The sequence below is a fragment of the Frankia sp. AgB1.9 genome, from assembly GCF_016786355.1.
Classification (GTDB): Bacteria; Actinomycetota; Actinomycetes; order Frankiales; family Frankiaceae; genus Pseudofrankia.
On record NZ_JADWYX010000163.1, the window covers coordinates 1 to 17,567 of the forward strand.

Sequence of the window (17,567 nt, forward strand, 5' to 3'; positions counted from 1 at the left end):
ACAACGGATCATTCCGGCCGGATCTCACCACCTGATCCACAGCCGACCAGCCCACGCACTTCTCAAACAGGCCCTAGCGGGGTCTCGTCGTCACACGTTGGGTGCGCCTTCGCCCTTCTGGTGGGCGCCGCGCTCGAGGTGCTCGCGGTAGGCGGCGTCCTGCGCCGCGGTGGTGGTCAGGCCGTCCGCGGCGCGCATCGCCGCCTCGTCGATCGGACCGCCGTCCGCGCCCGTCACGGACTCGTCCCTGCGTCGGCCCTCTTCGGCCTCGGCAAGCGCATCGGGGTTACGGAAGTCGAGGTCGGGGTCCTGGTTCGACATCGAATCAGCTCCTCTTTCCGAAGGCTGTGCCGGATGGCTGTGCCCACCTGCCTGCGGACCTTCCCGGCGCCGGTGCGGTCAACCCGGCCGAACCGGTAATTCCGACCACCGGCGCGAGCCATTGACTCTCGGGATCATCCGTCGCATCGTGAACGAATGTTCAGAACAGACGTTCAGAACGGGCGGACGGGGACCGGGTCGTTCGACGTGGCGGTGATCGGCGGTGGTCCGGCCGGCATGGCGACCGCGCTGCGGCTGCAGGCCGCGGGCCTCTCGACGGTGGTGCTGGAGGCACACGGCCACGTCGGTGGCTGCGCGGGCTACTACCGCAGGGGGGGCTTCTCGTTCGACGTCGGCGCGACCACGCTCGTCGACTTCGCGCCCGGGGGAGTCGGCTCCGAGCTGCTGGAGTCAGTGGGGCTGAGCCCGCTGGACGCGCAGGAGCTGCCGGGCTACGTCGCGCACCTGCCCGATCGCCAGGTCGTGCTGCACCGGGACCAGGCGCTGTGGCACGCCGAGCGGTTGCGCAAGCTTGGCGACACCGACAGCCACCGGCGCTTCTGGGCGCTGCTCGACCGGCTGGCTCGGACGTTCTGGCGGGCGAGCCGGGCCGGGGTGCGCCTCCCGGTCCGCGGGCCGGCCGACGCGCTGCACGACCTGCGCGCCGTCGGCGTCGCCGGGGTGCCGCTCGCGCGCTACACGACCTGGACGCTCGGGGACGCGCTGCGCCGGCACCGCCTGCGCGACGACGCGGCTCTCGTCGGGCTGCTCGCGATGCTGGTCGAGGACACCGTGCACGCGTCCGTCGACGACGCGCCGTTGATCAACGCCGCGCTTGGCGTGACGATCCGGGGCGCCGGGCTCAGCCGTCACGCCGGCGGTATGAGCGGCTTCTGGCGGGCACTCGTGGCGCACTACCGGGGGCTTGGCGGCCAGCTGCGTGCGGGCAGCACGGTCTCGCGCGTCGACGGTGAGACGGGCGCCTACCGGGTGGCGACCCGCCGGGGCACGGTCCACGCCCGCCGGATCGTGGCCGCGGTGCCGGCCGCCGCCACGGCCGCGATCTGCACGGGCCTCCCGGTCGCCGGCCGGCTGCGTCCGTACCTGGAACGCGACGCGGAGGCGTTCGGGGGCGCGTGCGTGGTGTTCCTGGGTGTGCCCGACGGCGAGGTGGCCGGGCAGGAACTCACCCACCATCAGTTCCTGCGGTCGTACGACCAGCCGCTGGGCGACGGGAACAACATGTTCCTCTCCGTCTCCTCGGCCGGGGACACCCTCAGCGCGCCGCCGGGCCACCGGGCGGTCATGATCTCCACCCACACAGACCTGGCCGGCTGGACGGGGCTCGGCCCGGCCGAGTACGAGCAGCGCAAGAAGTGGATCGGCGAGGTGCTCGTCGCCTGCGCGCGGCAGGCCTACCCGGCGCTCGGGGAACGGGCCGTGATCGCCCAGACGGGCACCCCGCGCAGCTACGAACGGTTCGGGTTCCGGCCGGGTGGCGCCGTCGGGGGCGTCCGCCAGCACCTGGGCAACTCCAACCAGCACGCCATCCCGCACGACCTGGGTGGCCATGGACTCTGGCTGGTCGGCGACTCGACCTGGCCCGGCCTCGGCACGGTGGCCTGCGTGCTGGGCAGCCGCATCGTCGCGGACGGGATGCTGCGCGAGCGGGGATTCGCCCGACGGGGTGATGCGCGCCTGAGCACGCGACACGCCCCTGACGCCCAGGCGTGCCCGGCGGGGGAGGATCATGCGGACCGTGGCTGACACCCGCGGGCGCGTCCTCGACGCCACCCTCGCCTGTCTTGTGCGGCACGGCTACGGGGGCACGACCGCGCGGGCGATCGGGCAGGTCGGCGGGTTCGCCCCCGGGGTGATCTACTACCACTTCACCGACCTGGACGACGTCCTGGTGGCAGCCCTGGCCACCACCTGCGAGGGACGCGTCCAGCGGTACCGGGAGGCGCTGGCCGGCATCGACCGGGCCGGGCCGGCGGTCGAGACGCTTCGCGGCCTCTACCTGGAGGACACCGAGGTCGGGCACATCGCCGCCGTCCAGGAGATCTACGCCGGCGCGCGGCCGGGCTCGCGGCTCGCCGCCCAGCTCGCGCTGGAGACCCGGCGGTGGGAGGAGGTCGCCGTCGAGCTGCTCAGCACCCTGCTGACCGGTAAGCCGTTCGCCACTGTGATCCGGATGCCCGTGCTCGCGAACGCGGCCGTCGCCTTCTACCTCGGCGCGGAGACGCTCGCCCACCTCGACGACGACTCCACCCGCATGGCCGAGTTCTTCGACCAGGCCGCCCGGCTCGCCGTGTACTTCGACAGAATTCCGCGGCTGCGAAAGCGGGGCCAGCAGGCGCTCTGACGCCGGGGGCCGGTGAGCTCGCCCGCCGGGTTGTGCTGCGGGGGCGAGCTCACCGACCGTGGATCAGGACAGCAGCTGGTCCATCTGCTGCGCGCTGATCGGGTTGCCACACTGCGGCTGGCCGTCGAACATCGGCACGAACTGCTTGCCGTCCTTGCTGACCTGCACGAAGTAGTAGCAGGGCTTGGGCTGCTGGTAGTTCTGGGAGAGGTCGATGTTGCCGGGGACGAGCCCGGCGCCGTCGTAGTCCCGCACCGCGCGCAGCCCGGAGACGAAGGACTCCCGGGTCGGGCACGCCCCGGCGGCCTCGAGCCCGCGTATGAACAGGTCGGCGGACACGTAGCCATCGGCCCCGCTGTCCTGGTTCGGCGGCTGGATCTCCGGCGAGTACTGGTTCATCGCGTCCAGGAAGGTCTTCTGCTCCGGGGTGTTCAGCTGCCACGGCCGGGTCTCGGTCGAGATCAGCGTTCCGGCGAGCGCGGGGCCCTCCGTCTGGAGCAGTTTCGGGTCGTAGCCCAGCGGCATGATGACGACCTTGAGCTGGACGCCGAGGGCACGGGCGGCCGGAAGGATGTTGACGGCGGCATCCGGCAGGAGCACTCCGGCGAGGGTGTCGATGTTGTTCTGCTTCAGCTGCTGGGCCAGGTTCTGATACCCGGTGGTCTCGGAGACCGGGAATTCCTTGACGATCGGTACGTGTGCCGCGGCCAGGCTCGCGCTGTACTGGCGACTGAAGTCAAGCTCGGACTTGCTGCCGGTGGTGATGAGTGCGGCGCGCGTTCCGCCCTGGGCGCGAATGACGTCGCCATAGACGGTGCTGGAACCGTTCCCGAGATAATAGAACGAGAACATGTTGGCGAGACCCACCCAGCCGGGATCGCTGGCCAGACCGGTGACCGGAATCTTCCGTTCACCGAGCCAGGAGACCGATCCGGTGGTGGCGCCGGGCGCCTCAATGATCCCGAAGACTTTTTCCTCGTCGACGAGCTGCTGGGCGCCGAGCAGGTTGATGTTCTGGTCTGACGCGTCGTCGCGCCAGGCATAGGTGATCTTGCGTCCGTCGACGCCGCCTCGGTCATTCTGTAATCCGATCCGCGCGTCAACCCCGGCTCGGAAGGCCCGCATGCTGCTGGCGCCGCTCCCGGTGTCCCCCCACAGCAGGCCCGCCTTGATCTCGGTCTTCGTGACGCCTGGCGCCGTGGTCGAGCAGGAAACCCCGCCCGACGCCGTCCCGTTTCCCTGGCCGCAGGCGGTCAGGGCGACGGCCAAGCTGCTGACGCTGAGTGTTAGTGCGGCAACTCGCCGCGCCGTGCTGGGCTTGGGTAACTCCATATCGCCGCTCCTCGATGGGGCCCAATCGCCGCCGGTGCCGCCCCGTCGTCCCGCGCTTCATCGAAGCGCATCGACGGTGACCTGACTCTGCGCCGATAGATGGGTATTTGCTGAGTCGCAAATAGGCCTCGCTGGCCGAGGGTCATTGCCAGGTGCCGTTGCTGCGACCTGAGTACATCTCTATCTCTCGATGGTGGATTGCCGCTCGGAGCCGAAGTGCGTAGCGGCACCTTTGAGCGGGCTGGCGAGCCGGTAGGCCTACCCGGATCCCGTCCGCGCCCGGCGGAGCCGAGCGGCCGAGGCTGACCGCGGGGCCCCCTTCGCCGGCCTCGCGGGAGTCGGCTCGGTGCCGATCGGCCGGCGCGGGGCCGTCACCAGGAGTTTTACAATCGGGACGTTTTTCGTCATTGCCGGGCGGGTCAAATCGGACTATCAAGGCATCCTGTGACCTTCTACCCGCGCAATGCCGCGTTACGTGTTGGCACTCTGTTGGGCGGACCGGTGCTCGCCGCCGCGGTCCTCACCGCGTCGCCGGCGACGGCCGCGCAGGCGTCGCCCCAGGCGATCCCGCCGATCCTCCTGGCCGGCGACCAGTCGCAGACCGGAGGCGTCGACATCTCTTCGACCGGGGTGGTCGTCGGGATCACCCAGGCCCCGCCGCCGGCGAACATCCCCGGCGGAAGCTCGCCGAGCACCCCGCTGCGTTGGCTGCCCACCCCGGACGGCTACCTCAAGCAGACGCTCAGCCTGCCGGCCGGCGCCACCAGCGCGACCGTCACGGGCGTCACCGACCTCGGCGAGGCCGGGGGGACACTGACCACGGCGGCCGGCCAGCAGCCGGTGCGCTGGTCCGTCTCCGGCCTCCAGACCACGGCACTCGGGCCGGCTGGCAGCGCGGGGACCACTGCCGTCGGCGCTGGCCACTGGGCGGTCGAGACCGGCGACTCGATCAGCGGCACGGCGACGCTCTACGCGCGGGATGGCAGCACGACCGCGCTGGCCGGAACTCCTGAGCTGGCGGGCGCCCGCATCGTGACAGCGGTGTCCATCGGCGGCCCCGACACGGTCCTGCTCGGCGCGATCAGCGGTGTCGGGATGGGCACCACCGGCCGCGCCGTCGTGTGGCGGTCCGGCGCGACGGTGTCGCTGCCGGTGATCTCCGCCTTCTCGATCGGGTCGGCCTGCCTGTCGGCGATCCAGCCGGACGGTTCGGTCGCGTACAGCGGCGTCGTCATCAACCCGACCCCCGCGCAGGTCATCGGGGTGCATCGCGGCGGCGTCCCCGGCACCGAGGTCGCGCTGCCGACCGGCGGCCGGACGGCGACGCTCGGCTGCTCGCCCGCGGGTGGGCCCTTGGACGTGCTCGCCAGTGACGGCTCCGTGGTCGGCCAGCTGCTCGCCGCTCCCGGCCAGCCAGCCGAGGCCGCGCTGTGGCGCAACGGTGCGCTGGTGCCGCTGGGGGTGGCGGCCGGCGAGACCGCCACGACCGCGGCGGCCGTCGCGAGCGGCGGCCGCGTCATCCTGGTCGCGACGACCGCGGCCGGCGCCCAGCAGCCCTACCTGTGGGCGAACGGCGTCCGCGTCCCGCTGACGCTGCCCGCCGGCTGGACCCTGCGCACCATCGTCAAGTTCACCGACGCCGGCGCCGTCCTGGGCGCCGTCCAGAACGCTGCCGGCGACATACGCCCCGTCGTCTGGCGCACCCGGGGTTAGGCGCGCCAGGGGCCCGGCCAGTCGGCCGGCCCCTGTGCTCGCCTCTAACCCCTGTGCTCGCTTCTAACCGGTTGGTGCGTCGGCGGCGCCCGTACGAGTCGACAAGCCCTCGGATGGCGTCTCGTCGGCAGGGAGGCTCTGTTCCGGGGGTCGGATCGTCGGGTCCGCTGAATCTTCGCGGCTGGTCTCGGAAGGGCCATCAAGTGCCGTTGGCTTTGCGTTCTTCCGAAGCGGGCGACGGGGAAAACGGCGTGTGTCGCGTGGTCGGGCGTACGGCTCGGTGTTCGGCGGATAGCCGCCGACGATGGCCCGCTGACGCGCCAGCTCGGCGTCGAACTCCAGCCCGAGCAGGATCGCCAGGTTGGTCAGCCACAGCCAGACCAGGAAGATGATGACCCCGGCCACGGCCCCGTAGGTCTTGTTGTATGAGCCGAAGTTGCTCACGTAGAAGGCGAAGGCGGCCGAGGCGACCATCCAGATGGCCAGGGCGAGCACGGTGCCGGGCGTCAGCCACCGGAAGCCCTGATGGCGGACGTTGGGCGCCGCCCAGTACAGGATGGCGATCATCAGGATGACGAAGACGACGAGGACCGGCCATTTGGCGTATGACCACACGTCGACGGCGGTCTGGCCAATACCGAGCGCCGATCCGGCCTGCCGGGCCACCTTGCCGCTGAACACCACGATCACGGCGCTTAGTGCGGCCAGGACCATCAGCGCGACGGTCAGCCCGATGCGCAGCGGCGCGATCTTCCAGGCCGGCCGGCCCTCGGGGATGTCGTACACGGCGTTCGCGGCCCGGATGAACGCGGCCACGTAGCCGGACGCCGACCACAGCGCACCGGCGAGGCCGACGACGGCGAGCAGGCTGCCCGTACCGGCGCTGTCGCGGACGCCGTTCACCGCGCCGTTGACCACGTCCCGCGCCGAGGCCGGGGTCAGGTCCTGAAGGTTGTCGAGGACCGTCGTGGTCGCGGACTGGCCGATCACGCCCAGCAGCGACACCAGGACCAGCAGAGCGGGGAAGATCGCCAGAATGGAGTAGTAGGTCAACGCGGCGGCCCGGTCGGACAGCGCGTCCTCGTTGAACTCGGCGACGGTCCTGCGCAGCACCGCCCACCAGGACCCGGGCCGTAGCTCGCCCAGCCGGTCCGGCTCGGCCTCCTGGACCTCGGCGTCCGGTCCCGTGCCCACCGCGAGCTCGGTGGGCTGGCCGTGCCTCCGCTTGATCAACGCCATGTGGCGGCTTCTACCCCGGTGCCGGCGCGATAACGCGGCTGGTCGGAGGGCCAGGCACCATCGGGTTCCGCTGACTGGCATCGTTGGCACCGGTCCGGCCGATCAGCGGCCCCGGACCGGCCGATGAACCCCGTTTTCATCGGCGGCGGGAACGGGAGCGCATCAATGGCAGCCACAAGGACCGGACCGAACCGCCGTGGCGAGGCTCGGCTCCCAGCCGCATTGGCGACCGCGATCGCGATCGGCATCTACGCGCTGCTGCCCAGCCAGCTGGTGCTCGGTCCCCGGCTGATCATCCCGATCCTGGAAGCCGTCCTGCTCGCCAGCCTGGTCGCCGTCAACCCACGCAGGATGACCCGGCAGACCCGCTGGTCCCGCGTGCTCTCCCTGGGCCTGGTCGCCCTGATCGCGCTGACGAACCTGACCGCGCTCGGGCTGCTCGTCCGCGACCTCGCCGACGAGGTGGTCCATGACGGCCGCCCGTTGCTGCTCGGCGCCCTGCAGATCTGGCTGACCAACATCATCGTGTTCGGCCTCGCGTTCTGGGAGCTCGACCGCGGCGGCCCGGTGGCCCGGACCCAGACCGAGCGCTCCAAGCTGCCGGCGGCCGACTTCCGGTTCTCCCAGGACGAGGACCACGACACCGTGGACGAGGTGTCGCGCGGCTCAAGTCGCAATTCCGGGTGGGTGCCGACCTACATCGACTACCTGTACGTCTCCACGACCAACTCTTCCGCGTTCAGCCCCACTGACACGATGCCGCTGTCGAGCCGGGCCAAGCTGCTCATGGCCATCGAGGCGACAGCCGCGCTGCTCACGTCCATCGTCGTCATCGCGCGGGGCGTCAGCATCCTGCAGTGACGCCGTCGTCGCATCCCCCGCGCCGCGGCGACGACGCCTGCGCGCCGCGACGGGCGTCGCGACGAATCAGGACCGCTGCGACGGCGTCTGAGGTGGCGAGGGCGGCGTCGAGGACGTGGGGCTGACGGTCGTCGCCGAGCCGATCTCGGTTCCCGTCGGCGGCCGAGCGCCGCCGGCCAGCAGATCGCGGATCTCACTCAGCAGGCGTGCCTCGTCGCTGAGAGCGGGAGCCTCCGGTTCGTCGACCTCGCCCCGCCGGCGCAGATCGTTGAACTTCGCCAGCGGGAAGACGACGATGAAGTAGATCACTGCTGCGACGCTGAGGAATGTGATCACGTCGTTGACGAACAGCCCGTACTTGAAGGTGCTCCGGTGCAGGGTGAAGGTCAGCGCCGAGAAGTCCGGCTTCCCGAAGATCGCCGCGATCAACGGGGTGAAGATGTTCTTGACCAGTGAGCTGACCACCGCCGTGAAGGCGGTGCCCATCACGACGGCGACGGCCAGATCGACGACGTTGCCTCGGATGATGAACTGCCGGAACCCCACCAGCGGGGAGCGGACGGCCTTGGCCACCACCACCGCGTCGCCCAGTACCTCACGCCGACCCGGCACCCTCAGCCGCTTCATCGCCGTCCACCCTCCAACGCGCCCCTGTTGATGGCCGACTTGTATCCGTCGGGCCGTCTTTTATGCGCATTCCGGGCAAGAACGAGGTTGGGCCCTGGCGGCATCAGTCCGCCCGGGCGCAATGAGGGCCGGATGGCTTCAGTTGGGGTACAGACGGGTGTCCTCGACCTCGGCGATCGTCGCGTGCGGTGGTGGCAGGAACCCAAGCTGGACGACCTGCTCCGGAAACGCGGCGGCGAGCAGCCAGTCGCAGGCGACGTGGGCCCGGTTGGTGCCGGTGCCGAGAGAGAGCAGATGGTAGGCGCGGGTGACGAGGGCGGCCGGGGCACCGGAGAGGTGAAGCCCGAGCGGGTTGGCGACCGCGTCGCCGGCACCGAGGTCGACCACGAAACCGAGATCCCGGTGCCGGTACGGGCTGGCCTTGCCGTAGCCGAGTGAGGCGGCGACGTTGCGGCCGGCCGCGGCGCCCTGGCGGACCGCGTGCTGTGCGGTCTGCCCGGCCGGCGCGCCACCCCTGGTCACGTCCGGGACGGCCGCCGCGTCACCCAGCGCGAACACACCAGCCGCGCCGGGGACGTTGAGCCTTTCGTCGACGACGAGCCGGCCCTTGCTGGTCTCGGTGCCGACCTTCTCCATCAGCGGGTTGGGGGTGACACCCGCGCACCAGACGAGGGTGTGGGACGGCACCGCCTCGCCGTTGCTCAGGGTTACCGAATCCGCGGTGACCCGGGAGACCGACGTCTGCGGCCAGACCTCGACGCCGCGGTCCCGCAGGACCTTGAGGGCGCCCGCGCCGAGCGTCTCGTCGAGCTCGGGAAGCACCCGCGGGGCCTGGTCCAGCAGAATCCAGCGCACGTCATCTTGGGCCAGCCGGGGGAAGTACCTGAGCGCGTCAACGGTGAACCGGCGCATCTGCGCGGCCAGCTCGGTTCCGGTGTAGCCGGCGCCGCAGATGACGAAGGTGCCCCTGGCCCGCCGTTCGGCCGGGTCCGGGCAGGTGCTGGCGTACTCGAGCTGCCGAAGCACGTGGTCGCGCAGGTAGACGGCCTCGGCGAGGTTCTTCAGGCCCAGGCCGTACTGGGCCAGACCGGGGATGTCGAAGGTGCGGGTGAGCGATCCGGGGGCGAGGACGAGACGGTCCCAGCCGAGCCTGAACGAGCCGTTTCCGTCGACGACGGTGATCGTCCTCGCGGCCGTGTCGACGTCGACGGCATGCCCGGTCCGCAGGGTGGTGCGCCGCAACGACGCCCGCAGCGGGATCGCCAGGTGGCGCGGCTCGACCTCGCCGGCGCACACCTGCGGGAGCAGCGACGTGTACAGCAGATGGTCGGTCGGCGAGACCAGCTCCAGGTCGGCGGCCTGGGCGGGCAGCCGCGCCTCCAGGTGGCGCAGCACCCCGAGGCCGGCAAAACCACCACCCACGACGACGACGCGTGGCCGTCGGGCGTCCCGCGGCGGGGCGGTGCCAGCACGGCCGTCCTCGGGCCTCGCTGTGACGTCCTGGTCCTGGCCGTCTCCGCGCTCGCGGAGGGCCTCGATCATGCGGGCGGTGCGCGCAAGCGCGACGGAGTTCTTCACGATGCCGCTGTCCTCCTTATCCGAGGGCGGTGTCGTCCGAGGGCGGAGTCCTCGTGGGGCCGGACCTGATCGGCGCCTACCCGCTGGCGGTGCCCGCACACTCGTGCCGACCTGTGGACGGCTGGCCTGCGGGGCCGGGCCGCCTCAGCGCAGCCAGCGGCGGTCGCCTCGACGGGCGAGCTTCGGCCAGCGAGCGGCGAAGGCGTCCCGGGTCAGGCGCGCTGCCTCCTGCTCGCCGCCGAGCAGGACGCCGTAGGTGAACGAGGATTCGCCGGCCGCGTTGGCGGCGGTCGCGAACTCGCGCAGCACTCCCTGGGCGACGACGCAGTCCTGGTGCTCGCCCAGGGCGTCCTGGATCTTCTTGCCCCGCCTGGCGTGTCGCGCGGCGTCCTTCCCGTGAACCGGCGTGACGGCCTCGGCCGCGTAGCGAAGCCGCTTCGCCGCCTTGCGCGCGGCGTGCAGGGCGGCGTCCTGGCCGTCGCCCTCGGGGGTACGCAGCGCCAGGTCGACCCGGCGGCGCAGCCTGCGGTCGGCCTTGCGGACCGGAGCGCGCAGCGCCTGCCCGGCCGGACGGGTCCCGAGGGGCGAATAGGGCGGTATAGCGACGAAGGCGACCAGATCGTTGACGAAGTCCAGATAGTCCGGGCCGCGCATCCAGGCCAAGGCCCGCTCCCGGCCGCGCAGGTGCTCCGAGCCGAGGTGGCCCTGCACCCGGGCGGCGACGGGGCCGCGCACGTCCCGGTCGTCGAGCGCACCGATCGCCGCCATGAACCGGTCGAGCTGGACCTCGCCGTCGCGGGCGGCGTTGAGCAGCAGGTTCAGTTCCCGCAGCCGGGCCTGGAGCGCGAGCGCCGGGGCCGGGTCGAACAGCCCCTGGAACGTGCGCAGCGTGCTGCGCAGCCGACGGGCGGCGACGCGCAGGTCGTGCACGGACTCGGGGTCGCCGAGCCGGACGCGGGCGTCGGCGGCCAGCAGGGCGCGGGTGTGCTCCACCAGATAGGCCCGGACGATCTCCCCGGTGGTCCTGGCGCCCAGGTCATCGTCGGTGGGGAGCTCCGGTCGCGTCGCGGATGTTCCCAGCGTTCGCGCCAGCTTGGAGGACGCTGCGGCCGGCCGGGCCCCCGCCGAACGCAGCGCGCCGCCCGCCGCCGAGAGGACGTCCAGGTCGTCACCGAGGGCCTCGACCTCGATCTCCCGCCAGCGAGACGAGGCCGTCGAGGAGCCCAGCGTCCGCGCGTGGACCTCGTCGTCGGCGACCTCGGCGAGGTTCCGGCTCTCGGGGCCGCGCAGCGTGGTCGCGCGGCGGACGGTCTGGACCCAGGCGACCGGTGCCAGTGGCTTGCCGCGGGTGGTGGCGGCCACGATGTCGGCGAGCTCGCCCGGGACGGTGCCCTCGGCCGAGGGATCCCGCTCGACCGCGCCGAGCGGCCGGCTGATCTCGTCCCGGCCGCCGCCGGAGCTCCGGAGCTTGAGGTGCCAGCCGGCGTCGTGGCCGCCTTCGCGGCGCCGCAGCGTGATCCGGTGACGGGCCAGGCGAAGGTCGTCGGTGTCGTAGTAGACGGCGTCGAGATGTTCCTCGGTCGGCCCGACGGCCGACGCGACCCCGGCAAGGCCGATCATCGTCGGGACCACGAACGTCGAGTCGACGTCGAACTTGGTCTCTACCTCCCGGTGCCGCTGGGCCGAAGTAGCCATATCACCCTCTGCAATCTCCGCGAATGTCTCCTTTCGGACGTACCCGGTGCTCGGCCTGTAACCCATCGCCGCCTCGGAGAACGGTCGGCCGCGGCGCACCCGGCGGGTTCGATTCCCGATGCCCGGTGTTGTTGATGGCGAGGCGGGGGAGGGCGGGGTTGTCCCCAGCCACGATCCGAGGAGAGACCAGATGGCGACAACAGTCGCGGAGTCGATCGACGTCGGCGTGCCGGTGCGTACCGCCTACAACCAGTGGACCCAGTTCGAGTCCTTTCCGCACTTCATGAACGGGGTGGAGTCGATCGAGCAGATCGACGCGACCCACACGCACTGGCACGTCAAGGTGGGCGGCCAGGACCGCGAGTTCGACGCGGCGATCACTGAGCAGCTTCCGGACGAGCGGGTCGCCTGGAAGAGCACGGACGGGCCGACCCACGCCGGCGTGGTGACCTTCCACCGGCTGGCCGCGGACCAGACCCGCGTGACGGTTCAGCTGGACTGGCAGCCCGAGGGCCTGGCCGAGAAGGTCGGTTCGGTCGTGGGCACGGACGACCGGCGGGTGAAGGCCGACCTGAAGCGGTTCAAGGCCTTCATCGAGGAGCGTGGCACGGAGTCCGGGGCCTGGCGCGGTCAGGTCGACCGGCCCTGACCCTCGCCCGTCGCTGAGACGGGCCTCAAAGCGGAGACAGGCCTCAAACGCCGCTGGCACCTGACCATCCGGGTCGGGTGCCAGCGGCGTTTTTCTTGGTCAAGGTGGGTGCGTCGCGAACGCCCCGGTTTGGCGCTTTCACCCCAAGGGCACAGCGCCGAACGTGAACGATCGTTGGTACAAGCAGGCGGTGATCTACTGCGTCGACGTCGAGACGTTCCAGGACAGTGATGGCGACGGCGTCGGCGACCTCGCAGGCCTGATCAGCCGGCTGGACTATCTCTCTCGGCTCGGCGTGACCTGCCTGTGGCTCAACCCGATCCACCCCACGCCGAACCACGACGACGGTTACGACATCACCGACTACTACGGTGTCGACCCGCGGCTCGGCAGCCCCGGCGACCTGGCCCAGCTGCTGCACGAGGCGGGCAACCTCGGCATTCGGGTGATCATCGACCTCGTCGTCAACCACACCTCGGACGAGCATCCGTGGTTCCTCGCGGCTCGCGGCGACCGCGCGTCGCCCTACCGCGACTGGTATGTGTGGTCGGACGACGCCCCGCCGGACCGGCATCAGGGCATGGTGTTCCCGGGTGTGCAGAAGGAGACCTGGACCTACGACCGGCATTCCGGGTCGTATTACTACCACCGCTTCTACGATTTCGAACCGGACCTCGACACCGCCAACCCGGCCGTCCGGGCCGAGGTCAAGAAGATCGTGGCCTTCTGGCTTCAGCTCGGAGTCGCCGGTTTCCGAATGGACGCGGCGCCTTTCGTCATCGAGGAGACCCAGCCCGGAGAGCCCAGCCCGCCGCTCGACTACCCGATGCTGACCGACCTCTACAAGCACGTCACCTGGCGTCGCGGTGACGCCGTCGTGCTGGCCGAGGCCAACGTCCCTGACACCGAGATCGGGAAGTTCTTCGGCGCCGGCGAGTCCGCCGACCGGCTACCCATGATCTTCGCGTTCGGGCTGAACCAGGCGACGATGCTCGCGCTCGCCCGTCAGGACGCCGGCCCGCTGCGCACCGCGGTCGCCGATCTCCCGGTGCCGCCGCCGGGCGGTCAGTGGTGCACGTTCCTGCGTAACCATGACGAGATCGACCTGGGCCGGCTCAGCGACGCCGAACGGGCGGAGGTCTTCGAGGCGTTCGGCCCTGACGAGAACATGCAGCTCTACGGCCGGGGCATTCGCCGCCGGCTCGCGCCGATGCTCGGGGGCGACCGGGGCCGTATCGAGCTGGCCTACTCGCTGCAGTTCACCATGCCGGGCACGCCGGTCCTGCGTTACGGCGAGGAGATCGGCATGGGCGACGATCTGGACCTGCCCGAACGCAACGCGATTCGCACCCCCATGCAGTGGTCGGCGACCGACGGCGGCGGCTTCTCGGCGGCCGCGCGGGACGCCCTGGTCCGACCGGTGGTCAGCGGCGGGGAGTTCGGCTACCAGACGGTCAACGTGGCCCGCCAACGCGCGGAGCCGGACTCGTTGCTCTCCTGGTTCGAGCGGATGATCCGGACCGCGCGTGAATGCCCCGAGACCGGGCTCGGCAGCTGGCAGGTCGTCCCCGTCAAGGCGCGTTCGGTCCTCGCGGTCCGGTTCGACGCCGACAGCGGCAGCGTGTTGTTCGCGCACAACCTGGCCGAGGAACCGGTGACCGTCGAGCTCGGCCGCCAGCCGAGCCAGCGTCAAGGTCCGATCGAAGTCTTCGCCGACCAGGACTATCGGGCGCCCGGCCCGGATCTCTCGGGTATCGAGCTCGGCCGCTACGGCTATCGCTGGTTCCGGCTGGCCTAGCGGGACGAAACCCGGCGGGCGACCCGGCGACGAGCCTTGTGATAGCGGCGACCGGGACTGGCGGGGCCATTCAGGAAAACACCCGAAAGGAGCCGACACCGATGCCCGCGCTGAAGCTACGCCGCACCGAAAAGAAGCCTCACCATCAGGTCGTGGTCGTCACCGGGGCCAGCGGCGGCATCGGGCGAGCGACCGCTCGGGCGTTCGCCGCGCGCGGCGCCTCGGTGGCCCTGCTCGCCCGTGGTGTGGACGGCCTGACCGCCGCCGCGCGGGACGTCGACGACTCGGGCGGGAAAGCCCTGCCGGTCCCGGTCGATGTCGCGGACGCCGACGCCGTCGCCGAGGCGGCGCAACTCGTGGAGGACGAGCTCGGGCCGATCGATGTGTGGATCAACGTCGCGTTCAGCTCGGTGTTCGCCCCCTTCAGCGAGATCAGACCGGCCGAGTTCCGACGGGCGACCGAGGTCAGCTATCTCGGCTACGTCTACGGCACGATGGCCGCGCTGCGGTACATGAAGCCGCGCGATCGCGGCACGGTCGTGCACGTCGGTTCGGCCCTCGCCTACCGCGGGATTCCACTGCAGACCGCGTACTGCGGCGCCAAGCACGCGATCCAGGGCTTTCACGAGGCGCTGCGCTGCGAACTGCTCCACGAGCATTCGAACGTCCACGTCACGATGGTGCAGATGCCGGCCGTCAACACGCCCCAGTTCTCGTGGCTGCTTTCCCGGCTACCCCGCCAGGCCCAGCCCGTTCCCCCGATCTACCAGCCCGAGTTCGCGGCCCGGGCGGTGCTGTTCGCCGCCGACCATCCGCGCCGGCGCGAGTACTGGGTCGGCACCAGCACCGCAGCGACCCTGGCCGCCAACGCCGTCGCCCCAGGGGTACTGGACCGCTACCTGGCCCGCACCGGCTTCTCCGCGCAGCAGACCGACGCGTCCCACGATCCCGCCGCGCCCGGCAACCTGTGGAAGCCCGCCGACGCGCCCGACGCCCCCGGTGGGCACGACTTCGGCGCTCACGGAACCTTCGACGACCGCGCCCACCGCGACGACCCTCAGCTGTGGGCCTCCCAGCACCACGCCACCCTGGCCGCGACCACGACCGCCGTCGCCGCGGTCGCCGGCCGGTTGCTGACCCGCCACCGAGCCGCCCGACCAGCCGCCTGACCGACCCGAACGAACAGCGCGCCGGCCCTCTCTCGGGGTCGGCGCGCTGTTCGTGCCGGTGCCGGGCACCGTTCGTAGATCGCGGTTTTCGCCCCCTGGTGGTCGTGATGACAGCCTGCTTGCAGCCACCAGAGGGCGAAGACGGCGATCTTGCTACTCGCGTGGGGCCGCCGGCCCGGTGATCGGGGGCCGCGGCGCGGGGTCAGTCAGGGTTGTCCGCGGGGGGCCAGCCGACCGCGGCAGGATCAGCACGTCGTCAGTCCCGGACTCGGTCCGCCCCGCCGGAGCGCGCGCCGGGCGGGCGACCTCCCTGCCGTCCATCGTGTCGAGCAGATGGTCGAACCTCGCGGCCAGGCGGTACCCGAGCCGTCCGGCCAGCGGCCCCCGGAACAGGTACGGGTGGGGCCTGCTGGGCGCGCGCGGCAGCATCCGCTCGTACTCGGCGACCAGGCGCTCGCGTTCGGGGGGCGCCACGGCCTGGTCGAACTCGCGCAGCAGCGACTCCTCCTGGCGGGCATGGTCCGTGATGGCCTCGGCGAGCGTGTGCCGCAGGTTCGCGGCGCCGGTGGTCGACGCGTACGTGTCCCCCTGCGCCGACGACTGGACGCCACGCATGGTGACCAGCAGCTGGTGGGCGTCCGTGCGCAGCCGGGCGAGGCGGTCCTTGGTGTCCGGAAGCACCCGGGCCACGGTCGGGTAGACGGCCTGTTCCATCGTCGCCAGGTGCCGGCACATCGCCGCGACGGCGGCATCGCCGGTGCGGTGGACCTGGCGTGGGTCGGCGCCGGGAGCGGCCGGGCCGTCCGTCGCGTCCGCGAGGCGGGCGGCGTCCTGGTGAACCGGCCCGACCAGCCGGGCCAGCCCCTCCAGGGCGTCGGGGCTGTCGGAGGAGGTCGGGGGCTGTGCGGGCATCGAGCCGTGCTGCTCACCGGCCGCGCCGTCGGGGAGCTCGGACCCGGGCGTGCCGGCGATGTCGACCTCCGAGGGGCGGTCGTCGCCTGTGGCCGACGTCTCTTGCGTGGGCATGTGCCACCTCCTATGCGCTTCCCGTGCCCGTAAAGGACCGCACTACGACTTTTGCGCACGAATCGCGGCAGTCTCACTCAACGTGTCCAAATGAGCACGCAGGTGCGAGGGCGGGGCGCTAGGGCCGAAATGCCGCCAATCTCGACTCAACCTCCGCGACGGGGATCGCGTTCATAAGTGAGGCAACCGTGCCCCAGAGGAGGACGCGATGACGATGTCCGACCGATCAGGGAGAAATCTGATCGCCAGTTCCGCGCGAACCCGATGGAAGAGACGTCTGACCGGGCTGGTCCTGCTCGTAGCCGGCGCCGCCGCGGTGATTCCCGCGCAGGGGGCGCTGGCCGCCGGAAACGGACCCCAGCCGCCTTTCAACCGGGTGGATGCCGCAATCAAGGCCGCCTACGTGCAGGCCTTCACCGGCGGCCCGAATCAGGCCCACAATCTCGCCGCGGTAGAGGACGGGCCGGCGCTGGCCAGCACCCTCGCGCTGGCCGAGCAGAACTTCCCGGCGTCCTCCAGCCCGTCCCAGGTGACGGTCTCGGGTATCAAGTTCCAGGGCCCGAAGAAGGCGGCGCTGCGTTTCGACGTCGTCTACCAGGGCGGTTACGACATCGGCCAGCGGGACGGCACGGCTGTGGTCGTCGACCGTCAGTGGAAGGTCAGCCGGGACACCTTCTGCTCCGTGCTGAGCCTCGCGGGAGCCGTCTGCCCGCCGAAGCCGGGACGTCCGCCCCACGACCCGGCCGCCGCTCGGCTGGCCATCCAGCAGGCCTATACACGGGCGTTCACCGGTGGCGAGGACCCGGCCTACAGCCTTGCCGCGGTGGAGGACGGCCCGGCGCTCGCCGGCACGCTGGCGCAGGCAATACAGAACTTCCCCGGCGCGACGGCCACCGCCGCGGTGACGATCAGCGACATCGTCTTCACCAGTCCGCGCGGTGCGGCGCTCCGGTTCCACATCACCTATCAGCAGGGTGCCGACTTCGGCGTGCAGAACGGCACCGCCGTCTTCGTCGGTGGCCAGTGGAAGGTCAGCCGACAGACCTACTGCACCGTGATGGGCTGGGCCGGCGCCACCTGCCCGGCCCCGTGATGCCCCGGCGCCACAAATGATTCGACCGGCGGCGGCCCGCCGCGGCCGCCCCCGGCCGGGGGGCCCGGGTGGGGCGCCCGGTGGGGGGGCCGACCCGCGGG

Annotated in this window: 15 protein-coding genes; 8 read left to right on the forward strand and 7 right to left on the reverse strand. The window is 71.4% G+C overall.

Annotated features, from left to right (window positions below; all coding sequences use genetic code 11):
• Nucleotides 1–90: 90 nt before the first annotated feature.
• Complete coding sequence (locus I6A60_RS37350; protein ID WP_203020993.1) at nt 91–321, reverse strand: hypothetical protein; 231 nt, start codon at nt 319–321, stop codon at nt 91–93.
• A gap of 156 nt (nt 322–477) precedes the next feature.
• On the opposite strand from I6A60_RS37350, the gene I6A60_RS37355 reads away from it, so the two are divergent.
• Together I6A60_RS37355 and I6A60_RS37360 are read left to right on the forward strand one after the other, a co-directional pair.
• Nucleotides 478–2,088 (forward strand): NAD(P)/FAD-dependent oxidoreductase, encoded by a 1,611-nt coding sequence (locus tag I6A60_RS37355; RefSeq protein WP_238437048.1) that lies wholly within the window; start codon nt 478–480, stop codon nt 2,086–2,088.
• Nucleotides 2,072–2,686 (forward strand): TetR/AcrR family transcriptional regulator, encoded by a 615-nt coding sequence (locus tag I6A60_RS37360; protein ID WP_203020991.1) that lies wholly within the window; start codon nt 2,072–2,074, stop codon nt 2,684–2,686. The genes I6A60_RS37355 and I6A60_RS37360 overlap by 17 nt, the downstream gene beginning before the upstream one ends.
• Nucleotides 2,687–2,749: 63 nt before the next feature.
• On the opposite strand, the gene I6A60_RS37365 is transcribed toward I6A60_RS37360, so the two are convergent.
• Nucleotides 2,750–4,018: an ABC transporter substrate-binding protein gene (locus tag I6A60_RS37365; RefSeq protein WP_203020989.1), complete on the reverse strand. Its 1,269-nt coding sequence runs from the start codon at nt 4,016–4,018 to the stop codon at nt 2,750–2,752.
• A 444-nt stretch (nt 4,019–4,462) separates the two neighbouring features.
• Here I6A60_RS37365 and I6A60_RS37370 point away from each other — a divergent pair, with 444 nt between their 5' ends.
• Nucleotides 4,463–5,731: a hypothetical protein gene (locus tag I6A60_RS37370; RefSeq protein WP_203020987.1), complete on the forward strand. Its 1,269-nt coding sequence runs from the start codon at nt 4,463–4,465 to the stop codon at nt 5,729–5,731.
• A 63-nt stretch (nt 5,732–5,794) separates the two neighbouring features.
• Here the strand turns inward: I6A60_RS37370 and I6A60_RS37375 are convergent, their stop codons facing one another.
• Nucleotides 5,795–6,970: a YihY/virulence factor BrkB family protein gene (locus I6A60_RS37375; protein WP_238437049.1), complete on the reverse strand. Its 1,176-nt coding sequence runs from the start codon at nt 6,968–6,970 to the stop codon at nt 5,795–5,797.
• Between the two features lie 165 nt (nt 6,971–7,135).
• Between I6A60_RS37375 and I6A60_RS37380 the strand changes: the two genes are divergently transcribed.
• Nucleotides 7,136–7,831, forward strand: coding sequence for a hypothetical protein (locus I6A60_RS37380; RefSeq protein WP_203020985.1), 696 nt, complete (start codon nt 7,136–7,138; stop codon nt 7,829–7,831).
• Nucleotides 7,832–7,897: 66 nt separating this feature from the next.
• Here the strand turns inward: I6A60_RS37380 and mscL are convergent, their stop codons facing one another.
• The 3 genes from mscL to I6A60_RS37395 all read right to left on the reverse strand — a co-directional run bounded on the left by mscL (nt 7,898) and on the right by I6A60_RS37395 (nt 11,731).
• Nucleotides 7,898–8,380, reverse strand: coding sequence for a large conductance mechanosensitive channel protein MscL (mscL, locus tag I6A60_RS37385; protein ID WP_307874068.1), 483 nt, complete (start codon nt 8,378–8,380; stop codon nt 7,898–7,900).
• Between the two features lie 216 nt (nt 8,381–8,596).
• The gene (locus I6A60_RS37390) at nt 8,597–10,036 is read right to left on the reverse strand and encodes an NAD(P)/FAD-dependent oxidoreductase (RefSeq protein WP_203020981.1); all 1,440 of its coding nucleotides are present in this window, start codon (nt 10,034–10,036) and stop codon (nt 8,597–8,599) included.
• Nucleotides 10,037–10,180: 144 nt separating this feature from the next.
• A complete protein-coding gene (locus tag I6A60_RS37395; RefSeq protein WP_203020979.1) occupies nt 10,181–11,731 on the reverse strand; it encodes a CYTH and CHAD domain-containing protein in 1,551 nt (516 codons plus the stop codon).
• A gap of 190 nt (nt 11,732–11,921) precedes the next feature.
• Here I6A60_RS37395 and I6A60_RS37400 point away from each other — a divergent pair, with 190 nt between their 5' ends.
• The 3 genes from I6A60_RS37400 to I6A60_RS37410 all read left to right on the forward strand — a co-directional run bounded on the left by I6A60_RS37400 (nt 11,922) and on the right by I6A60_RS37410 (nt 15,347).
• Nucleotides 11,922–12,380 carry an SRPBCC family protein gene (locus I6A60_RS37400; RefSeq protein ID WP_203020977.1) on the forward strand — a complete coding sequence of 153 codons (459 nt, stop codon included), beginning with the start codon at nt 11,922–11,924 and terminating at the stop codon, nt 12,378–12,380.
• A 163-nt stretch (nt 12,381–12,543) separates the two neighbouring features.
• A complete protein-coding gene (locus tag I6A60_RS37405; RefSeq protein WP_203020975.1) occupies nt 12,544–14,178 on the forward strand; it encodes an alpha-amylase family protein in 1,635 nt (544 codons plus the stop codon).
• A gap of 101 nt (nt 14,179–14,279) precedes the next feature.
• The gene (locus I6A60_RS37410) at nt 14,280–15,347 is read left to right on the forward strand and encodes an SDR family oxidoreductase (RefSeq protein ID WP_203020973.1); all 1,068 of its coding nucleotides are present in this window, start codon (nt 14,280–14,282) and stop codon (nt 15,345–15,347) included.
• Between the two features lie 153 nt (nt 15,348–15,500).
• On the opposite strand, the gene I6A60_RS37415 is transcribed toward I6A60_RS37410, so the two are convergent.
• On the reverse strand, nt 15,501–16,373 hold the full coding sequence (locus tag I6A60_RS37415) for a hemerythrin domain-containing protein (RefSeq protein ID WP_203020972.1): 873 nt from the start codon (nt 16,371–16,373) through the stop codon (nt 15,501–15,503).
• Between the two features lie 208 nt (nt 16,374–16,581).
• Here I6A60_RS37415 and I6A60_RS37420 point away from each other — a divergent pair, with 208 nt between their 5' ends.
• Nucleotides 16,582–17,466, forward strand: a complete 885-nt coding sequence (locus I6A60_RS37420) for a hypothetical protein (RefSeq protein ID WP_203020970.1) — start codon at nt 16,582–16,584, stop codon at nt 17,464–17,466.
• Nucleotides 17,467–17,567 lie beyond the last annotated feature (101 nt).

Bases quoted from the DNA above. Each gene is read 5' to 3' on its own strand.
- I6A60_RS37400 (WP_203020977.1), top strand. From the start codon at position 11,922: ATGGCGACAACAGTCGCGGAGTCGATCGACGTCGGCGTGCCGGTGCGT.
- I6A60_RS37365 (WP_203020989.1), bottom strand. From the start codon at position 4,018: ATGGAGTTACCCAAGCCCAGCACGGCGCGGCGAGTTGCCGCACTAACA.
- I6A60_RS37410 (WP_203020973.1), top strand. From the start codon at position 14,280: ATGCCCGCGCTGAAGCTACGCCGCACCGAAAAGAAGCCTCACCATCAG.
- I6A60_RS37375 (WP_238437049.1), bottom strand. From the start codon at position 6,970: ATGGCGTTGATCAAGCGGAGGCACGGCCAGCCCACCGAGCTCGCGGTG.
- I6A60_RS37380 (WP_203020985.1), top strand. From the start codon at position 7,136: ATGGCAGCCACAAGGACCGGACCGAACCGCCGTGGCGAGGCTCGGCTC.
- I6A60_RS37360 (WP_203020991.1), top strand. From the start codon at position 2,072: ATGCGGACCGTGGCTGACACCCGCGGGCGCGTCCTCGACGCCACCCTC.
- I6A60_RS37420 (WP_203020970.1), top strand. From the start codon at position 16,582: ATGACGATGTCCGACCGATCAGGGAGAAATCTGATCGCCAGTTCCGCG.
- I6A60_RS37415 (WP_203020972.1), bottom strand. From the start codon at position 16,373: ATGCCCACGCAAGAGACGTCGGCCACAGGCGACGACCGCCCCTCGGAG.
- I6A60_RS37355 (WP_238437048.1), top strand. From the start codon at position 478: ATGTTCAGAACAGACGTTCAGAACGGGCGGACGGGGACCGGGTCGTTC.
- I6A60_RS37395 (WP_203020979.1), bottom strand. From the start codon at position 11,731: ATGGCTACTTCGGCCCAGCGGCACCGGGAGGTAGAGACCAAGTTCGAC.
- I6A60_RS37350 (WP_203020993.1), bottom strand. From the start codon at position 321: ATGTCGAACCAGGACCCCGACCTCGACTTCCGTAACCCCGATGCGCTT.